Annotated in this window: 7 protein-coding genes; 4 read left to right on the forward strand and 3 right to left on the reverse strand. The window is 69.6% G+C overall.

Annotation, left to right across the window (positions count from 1 at the left end):
- Positions 1-5: 5 nt before the first annotated feature.
- From C8258_RS16885 to C8258_RS16895, 3 genes are all read right to left on the reverse strand, one after another.
- A complete protein-coding gene (locus C8258_RS16885; protein ID WP_036498325.1) occupies positions 6-668 on the reverse strand; it encodes a response regulator transcription factor in 663 nt (220 codons plus the stop codon).
- A 154-nt stretch (positions 669-822) separates the two neighbouring features.
- The gene (locus C8258_RS16890; RefSeq protein ID WP_199195730.1) at positions 823-2,292 is read right to left on the reverse strand and encodes an ATP-binding protein; all 1,470 of its coding nucleotides are present in this window, start codon (positions 2,290-2,292) and stop codon (positions 823-825) included.
- Positions 2,293-2,392: 100 nt separating this feature from the next.
- Positions 2,393-2,761, reverse strand: a complete 369-nt coding sequence (locus tag C8258_RS16895) for a DUF6223 family protein (RefSeq protein ID WP_063008294.1) — start codon at positions 2,759-2,761, stop codon at positions 2,393-2,395.
- 233 nt (positions 2,762-2,994) lie between these two features.
- On the opposite strand from C8258_RS16895, the gene C8258_RS16900 reads away from it, so the two are divergent.
- The 4 genes from C8258_RS16900 to C8258_RS16915 all read left to right on the forward strand — a co-directional run.
- Positions 2,995-4,212, forward strand: a complete 1,218-nt coding sequence (locus C8258_RS16900; RefSeq protein WP_106956002.1) for a sensor histidine kinase — start codon at positions 2,995-2,997, stop codon at positions 4,210-4,212.
- Positions 4,209-4,901 (forward strand): response regulator transcription factor, encoded by a 693-nt coding sequence (locus C8258_RS16905; protein WP_233225140.1) that lies wholly within the window; start codon positions 4,209-4,211, stop codon positions 4,899-4,901. The genes C8258_RS16900 and C8258_RS16905 overlap by 4 nt, the downstream gene beginning before the upstream one ends.
- 9 nt (positions 4,902-4,910) lie before the next feature.
- Complete coding sequence (locus C8258_RS16910) at positions 4,911-5,129, forward strand: MspA family porin (RefSeq protein ID WP_106955970.1); 219 nt, start codon at positions 4,911-4,913, stop codon at positions 5,127-5,129.
- An 86-nt stretch (positions 5,130-5,215) separates the two neighbouring features.
- Positions 5,216-6,228 (forward strand): PspC domain-containing protein (locus C8258_RS16915; protein ID WP_146161252.1); only part of this gene is annotated, 1,013 nt, incomplete at its 3' end.

Below are 6,228 nucleotides of genomic sequence, written 5' to 3' on the forward strand. Positions count from 1 at the left end.
GCGACTCAGTCGATGCGCCGGCGGTGTGCCCAGCGAGTCAGCGCGTTGCGATTGGACTGCTGGGTTTTTCGCAACACGTTGGAGGCGTGGGTTTCCACGGTCTTCACCGAGATGAACAGGGTTTCGGCGATTTCGCGATAGGTGTAGCCGCGGGCCAGCAGGCGCAGCACCTCCAGTTCACGCGGGGTCAGCGAATCCAGTTCCGGGTCCAGCGGGGGTTCGGGAGCCGGTGAGCGCCCGGTGAACGAGTCCAGTACGAAACCGGCCAGCCGCGGACTGAACACCGCGTCGCCGCCCGCGACGCGCCGAATGCCTTCGGCCAGTTCGGAACCGGAGATGGTCTTGGTGACGTAGCCGCGCGCGCCCGCACGGATCACCGCGATCACATCCTCGGCGGCGTCGGAGACGCTCAGCGCCAGGCATACCGGGCCGTTACCCGACGCCGAACCGTTCGGGCGATCGTCGATGCCCTGCAGGACCGCCACACCACCGCCGTCGGGCATGTGCACATCCAGCAGCACCACATCGGGTCGCGCGGCGTCGATCCCGGCCACGGCCTCGGCGACGGTACCCGCCTCCCCGACGACATCCATATCGGCTTCGCGGCTCAACTCCGCCCGCACCCCCGATCGGAACACGGCGTGGTCGTCGACCAGAAAAACCCGGATCGTCACAGTTCTCCTCACCTCGAGCCGGCCCGCTGCCGGGCGCGGCGGCGCCAACTCATCGGTACCACATCGGTGGTCGGGGTGCTCGGCACCGGCCTCGAGGACGGCGGCATCACCGCCCGTCCGAATTCTGTCCACTCCGCGGGTGCGTCCGCTAGTGCGACCGGCGGGGGCCAGTCTCCGCGGTCTCCCCTCGCGATCCCCCGGTCTCGGCCTGTTGCGGCCGGCCCTGCGCATCGCCGACGCCGTCCGCGTCGCCGGAGGCGGGCATCTCGGTCTCGGCGCCGTCGAACCCGCCGGTTTCGCCCTGGCCTTCGGAATCCTTGCGGGGCATCATGATTCGCACCTCGGTGCCGCGGCCGGGTGCGGTCTGCACCTCGACGGTGCCGCCGCGGCGTTCGATCCGGGCGTGAATGGATTTCGCCAGGCCCTGCCGGTCCGCCGGAACGGCGGCCGGATCGAAACCGGTGCCGCGATCGCGCACGAAGATGCTGACCTGATGCGGTTCCACCTCGGCGAAGACGTCGATGGTCGGCACACCTGCATGTTTGGCGGCGTTGACCAGCGCCTCGCGAGTGGCGCCGAGCAGGGCGGTGAAATGTTCCTTCGGCAGGCCGAATCCGGTGTCGCCGACATCCATCGAGACGTCGCCGACGGTCACCGGAGTGACCTGGACCCCGTGCTGGTCCTCCACCTCACCGGCGATCGTGCGCAGGGCGGCGGCCAGGCTCGACTGCGCGGGCATGGAATCCTCGAACAACCACTTCCGCAGTTCCCGCTCCTGGCTGCGGGCCAGCCGGGCGACCTCCTGCGGGTCGTCGGCCTGCCGCTGGATCAACGCCAGGGTCTGCAGTACCGAATCGTGCAGATGGGAGGCGATCTCCTCGCGTTCCTCGTTACGGATGCGGGCCGAGCGTTCGGCATTGAGAGCGCGCATCATGCGCAGCCACAGCGGCACCGTCAGCAGGCCGACGCCGATCAGGGTGACCGCGACCGCGATCAGTGCCGAACCCAGCGAACTCAGGTTGATGCGGGCCAGCACCACCACGCCCAGCCCGACCACGATGAGCGTCGCCCCGGCCAGGATGCGCGTCCAGGTGAGCACGGTCGGCCGGGCGGGCAGACCCAGAATGGAACGCGGCCCCTCGGCATCGAATTCGCGCCACACCAGCGCCGCACCGACGGCGACCACGATGATCGGCGCCACCACCCGCGCCGCGGTGCCGTTGAACAGCCACGCCATCGAGACCGACAGCGCCAGCCCGAGCAGCACCAGCCCGACGGCTTGCCGCCGCTCGGACGCCGTGGGCGGCGGTCCGTCCGCACCGGAGGAGGTGAAGATCCACAGCAGCCCGTAGGCCACGATCCCCGCCCCCATCAAGGCCGACAGCAGGACGAACGCCATCCGCACCTTGAAGACGTCGACACCGAGATGGTCGGCGATACCGCCCGCGACGCCGCCGACGACCCGCCCACCGGATCGCCGCAGCAACCGCGGCTGCTCGAGGACCGGATCGGCGCCCCGGCCGTCCGGCCCGAGACCGTCCACACCGGCGCGAGGTTCGAACCCCACGCGACCGTCGAACCCCGAACGCGCGTCGAATGCGGGCATGGACGGGTACATGCTTCGATCCTGGCACGTCACCCCGACAACCGACCATCGGGAAATACCCGGATTCCCGATCTCGGGGTCCCGGCGGCGCCGTGTCGCCGGAACCGCCGTGTCATCCGAACCGGCGGGCCCGCACCAGCGCGAGGCCGCCCAGAATCACGCCGCCCAGTCCGAGCACCACCGCGGCGATCGCGCCGGCGAGCCCGTTGCCGGTGCCGAGACCGCCGGCGGCCTCGGCACCGTGGATGCCGCCGACGATCACGCCGACCGCTCCCAGCACCAGCGCGGTGAGGGCCCGGAACCGGCCGGTGCCGGCCCGCCGGGATCCGGACGAGATCGCCAGTCCCCCGGCGACCACACTGATCAAGCCCAAGACGGCCGCGATGCTGGGAACGGTCCGGCCGACGCCGACTTCGTACCCGGCGGCGGTAACGGAGAGGTGAGTAGCAGAGAGCGCGGTGAACATATCGAGCGTGGGCATCGCGGATCCTTCCGGTCGAGCGAGGAGTGGCGGCCGTGCGGATCCCACGGACTCGGAATCGGCTGCGGCCGCAACGATCGTCGCGCCACGACCCGGTCGACGGCATCGGCCCGGAAGCGACGACGCCTACGCCGTTCGGCGTAGGCGAGCGATGTCCGACCGCGCACCGCGACGTACGGTGTCGCGCGATCGGCACGATGTGCCGGACCGGTGCGGACTCCTATGATCGCCACATGCCGGACCGCGTCACACCGCTCCGCCTGCCCGTGTGGTCTCAGGATCTGCTGCTGGCGGTATTCATCACCGTGATGCAGGTCCAGGGCACCGTGGTCCGCAACAGCGCCCGGCCGGAGTCGGTGCTGCGCCCGCTGTCGGATTTCGGATATCTCGGCTACCTCCTCTTGATCGCCGCGGGCGCCGTCCTGGTCGTGCGGCGGCAACGGCCGGTCGCGGTCTTCGCCGTCACCGCGCTCACCAGCGCGGTCTACTACACGCTCGACTTTCCGGACGGGCCCGGGTGGCTGGCCCTGTTCGTCGCGCTCTACACCCTCACCGCCCATGGCGACGGGCGGCGCTCGCTGGTGGTGGCCGGAGTGGGTATCGCGGCCCTGACCTCGATCTGGCTCCCCGCCGCAGCGGACGTCGAACCACCGGCAGCGATCGGCTGGGTCTATTTCCGGATAGGCGCTGCGGTGATGAGCGCGGCGCTCGGCGAAAGTGTCCGCTCGCGGAAAGTCGTTGCGGCGCAGGCATTGGAGAGGGCGGAGCTGGCGGAACGAACGCGCGAGGAGGAGGCCCGCGCCCGGGTCGACGCGGAACGTCTCCGCATCGCCCGCGAAGTGCACGATACGGTCGCTCATGCCATCGCCGTCATCAACGTCCAGTCCGGCGTGACCGCGCATGTGCTCGACAAACGGCCCGAACAAGCACGCGAGACCCTGAAGATCATCGAGCGGACCAGCTCTCGGGCGTTGACGGAGATGCGGGCGATCCTCGGAGTTCTTCGCGACGACACCGACGAGCGCGCCCCGCATCCGGGCCTCGCGCAGATCCACGAACTGGCCGCCGCCGCCCGCGACGCCGGGATCGAGGTCGAATTCGACACGCCTGCACCGCCTCCCGAGATACCCGGCGCGGTCGGCACCGCGGTGTATCGGATACTGCAGGAGTCGATCACCAATGTGATCCGTCATGCCGGCTCGACGCGAGTGTCGGTCGAGGTGACCTACGGTGCCGACGCGGTCGAGGTCCGGGTCATCGACGAGGGGCGGCGGCCGCAGGCGAGCCCCCTCGCCACCGCTCGAGCGGACAGCGACGGGCGCGGCATCCTCGGCATGCGCGAGCGATGCCGGCTCCTGGGAGGCGACCTCGACGCGGGCCCGCTCCCGCACGGCGGATTCGCGGTCACGGCCCGGCTTCCCTTGACGACGACGGAAACGGTGAACCTGTGAGCACTGCGGCGGACTCACCGGACGGCGGCACCCCGATCCGGGTTCTGCTCGTCGACGACGAGCAGTTGGTGCGGTCGGGATTTCGGCTCCTGCTCGATATCGAGGACGACATCACGGTCGTCGGGGAGGCCGCAACCGGGGCCGAAGCCGTACGCAAAGCCCGTGCGCTGCGCCCGGATGTCGTCCTGATGGATATCCGGATGCCGACGATGGACGGCATCCAGGCCACTCGCGACATCGCCGCCACGCCGGGGCTGCGGGATGTGCGGATTCTCATTCTGACCACCTACGACACCGATGCCTACGTCTTCGAGGGCCTGCAGGCCGGCGCCGCCGGCTTCCTGCTCAAAGATGCCGGTCCGGCCGAATTGCTGCACGGTATCCGCGTGGTCGCCGCCGGTGAGGCCCTGCTCGCGCCCCGTATCACGCGCCGGCTCATCGCCCAGTTCACGGCCCGGCACACCGCCGACCGAGCCGCCGAACAGCGGCTCGCGGTACTGACCGAACGGGAGCGGGAGGTGCTGGCTCTGGTCGGCCAGGGCATGAGCAATGCCGAAATCGGCGCCGAACTGTTCCTCAGTCCGGCCACCGCCCGCACCCACGTCAGCCGGGCGATGGTCAAACTCGGCGCTCGCGACCGCGCGCAATTGGTCGTCATCGCCTATCGAACGGGGCTGGTGGCGCCGTAGGCCGAGCGCGTGAACGTGTCGGTCACGCCCGGGAAGATCACCGACGTCGAGGTGGGGCAGAAACACCTCGGTGCCGGGGAGACCGACTATCTCGTCAGCCGGGACTTCCATCTCATGGTGCAGGGATGCGGCGGTCCGCTGACCATCCGCGCCTACAGCAGGATCGAGGTCTCCGCGGCAGAGGTCGACGGGAACGGCGCCGTCTTCGCGGATCCGACCGTGCTCTGAGTGGCGTATCCGGGAGATGTAGTTCAGGTTCGTTTTCAGGGTGAACCCCGATGCCATTCGATACTGCTCACGGCCACCATTGAGTTATGACCACAGCGAGCGGCGGGACCGGCGGCACGAGCCGGACGGGATTCAGCGAACAGCTCCAGCACCTGTGGCGGACGCGTCCGACACGGCTGCCGGGACAGAGTCCAGTCGCCGGCGTGGCGTCCGGATTCGGCCGTCGCTACGGCGTGGACCCGGTACTGATCCGGGTCGCGTTCGTGGTGTCGACGATCTTCGGCGGTGCGGGCATCGTGTTGTATCTGGCGGCATGGCTGCTGCTGCCCCCGGCGGGTGATGCGGTATCACCCGCCGAGGGCCTGATCAGCCGCGGACGCAGTTCGCAATCGTCCACCAAGACCATCGTCCTGATCGTCGCCCTGGCGATCGCGGTCACCACCATGGGTCCGGTGGGCGTCGGACTCGGCGGCTCGGGGGTGATCAGTTTCGCCCTGATGGTGGCCGGTTGGTGGTTGCTCTACATGCGGCAGCCGGAACCACCGTTCGACGGCTCGTATCCGCTGGCGGCCGAGGGCGGTATCGCGGCGACGGGATATCCGGGGGCAAGCTTCCCGGGTGGGTCGCCGTGGAGCGGAAGTCAGTACGGACCGTTCACCAAACTCCCCGACCACTACGAACCGGATCCGAACCGGGTTGCGGGCAGCCAGGTTCCGGCCACGCCCACACAACCCGCGAACGACAACGTCTCGACGGCAACCGAACCGATCGACGCAGCCGCCACGACCCCACTGCGGGTCGATCCGGTCACGGTGACGCCGGAGAGTCCTCCGGACGAAGCACGCGCCGACTCGCCCCACACTGCGAGCTCGGCCGACGAAGCGACCGAAAGCATTGCGACCGAAGGCGTTCCGACGGCAAAAGCGCCCGGTACCTCCGAACCCGTTGCCGCCGAATCGGACTCGCCCTCCGACGAGATGACCACCGACGAGATGCCGCCCGACGATCGCCCCACGGTCGCGATGACCCGGCCGCTCCCCGTCGAATCCGAAGCAGCGGCAGTCTCCGCCGAGCGCACGGCCGAGGACGAGTCCGACCC

Origin of the sequence: Nocardia sp. MDA0666, from assembly GCF_003023875.1 — a bacterium.
In the GTDB taxonomy this organism is placed as follows: domain Bacteria; phylum Actinomycetota; class Actinomycetes; order Mycobacteriales; family Mycobacteriaceae; genus Nocardia; species Nocardia aobensis.

Coding starts and splice junctions, on each gene's coding strand:
- C8258_RS16890 (WP_199195730.1), bottom strand. CDS start 2,292: ATGTACCCGTCCATGCCCGCATTCGACGCGCGTTCGGGGTTCGACGGT.
- C8258_RS16895 (WP_063008294.1), bottom strand. CDS start 2,761: ATGCCCACGCTCGATATGTTCACCGCGCTCTCTGCTACTCACCTCTCC.
- C8258_RS16900 (WP_106956002.1), top strand. CDS start 2,995: ATGCCGGACCGCGTCACACCGCTCCGCCTGCCCGTGTGGTCTCAGGAT.